Here is a 1,197-nt window from a genome sequence, read left to right as displayed (position 1 = left end):
CCCGGCGCGATCCGGGTGGCGGGCACCTCGCCCGCGACGCTGCTGACCGGCGTCGGCTGGTACCTGCGCAACGTCGCCCACGCCGACATCGGGCTCCCCGGCGACAGCACCGCCGCGCTCCCGGCCACGCTGCCGCCGGTGCCCGCCCCGCACACCGACGCCGCCGTCGTCCCGCACCGCTACGCGCTCAACGACACCGACAACGGCTACTCCGGCGCCTACCGGAGCTTCGAGGACTACCGGCACGAGATCGACGTCCTCGCGCTGCACGGCTTCAACGAGGTCCTCGTCACCGTCGGCGCCGAGGAGCCGTACCACCGGGCGCTCCAGGGCTTCGGCTACTCCGCCGCCGACCTGCGCTCGTGGATCCCGGCGCCCGCGCACCAGCCGTGGTGGCTGCTGCAGAACATGTCCGGCTTCGACGGCCCCGTCTCCGAGCAGCTCGTCGCCGCGCGCGCCGCCGTCGGCCGCCGGGTCTGCGACCACCTGCGGGCCCTCGGCATGACGCCCGTGCTGCCCGGCTACTATGGCACCGTCCCGACCGACTGCGCCGGGCGCAACCCCGGCGCCGCCGTCGTCCCGCAGGGCACCTGGACGGCGTTCACCCGGGACTCCTGGCTCGACCCCACCGGCCCGCAGTTCGCGCGCGTCGCCGCCGCCTACTACGCCGCGCAGCACGACGCGTTCGGCGACAGCGCGATGTACAAGATGGACCCGCTGCACGAGGGCGGCACCGCGGGCACCGTCGACGTGCCCGCCGCGGCCGGCGCGATCCAGCGCGCCCTGCTCGCCGCGCACCCCGGAGCGGTCTGGGCGGTCCTCGGCTGGGAGCACAACCCCACCGCGGCCCTGCTGTCCGGCGTCGACCGGAGCCGGATGCTGATCGTCGACGGCCTCTCCGACCGCTACGACGGCCTCGACCGCGAATCCGACTGGGGCGGCACGCCGTACGCGTTCGGCACGATCCCCAACTTCGGCGGCAAGACCACCTTCGGCGCCAACACGGCCGTCTGGACCACCCGGTTCCGCCGGTGGCTCACCAGGCCCGGCAGCGCGCTCAAGGGCATCGCCTTCATGCCCGAGGGCACCGGCACCGACCCGGCGGCCCTCGCGCTCTTCGCCGACCTCGCGTGGTCGCCCGCCGAGATCGACCGGGCGGCCTGGTTCACGGCGTACGCGACGGCCCGCTACGGCCGC

1 protein-coding gene is annotated in these 1,197 nt (G+C 75.4%); it reads left to right on the top strand.

The window, feature by feature from the left end; translation table 11 throughout:
- A partial coding sequence (locus AB0O00_RS40420) for an alpha-N-acetylglucosaminidase TIM-barrel domain-containing protein (protein WP_363659649.1) occupies positions 1–1,197 on the top strand: 1,197 nt, incomplete at both ends.

It is taken from the genome of Kitasatospora sp. NPDC093558 (assembly GCF_040683475.1).
Classification (GTDB): Bacteria; Actinomycetota; Actinomycetes; order Streptomycetales; family Streptomycetaceae; genus Kitasatospora.
Note: the sequence above shows the minus strand (reverse complement) of the source record. Positions and strands in the feature narration are given on the sequence as shown.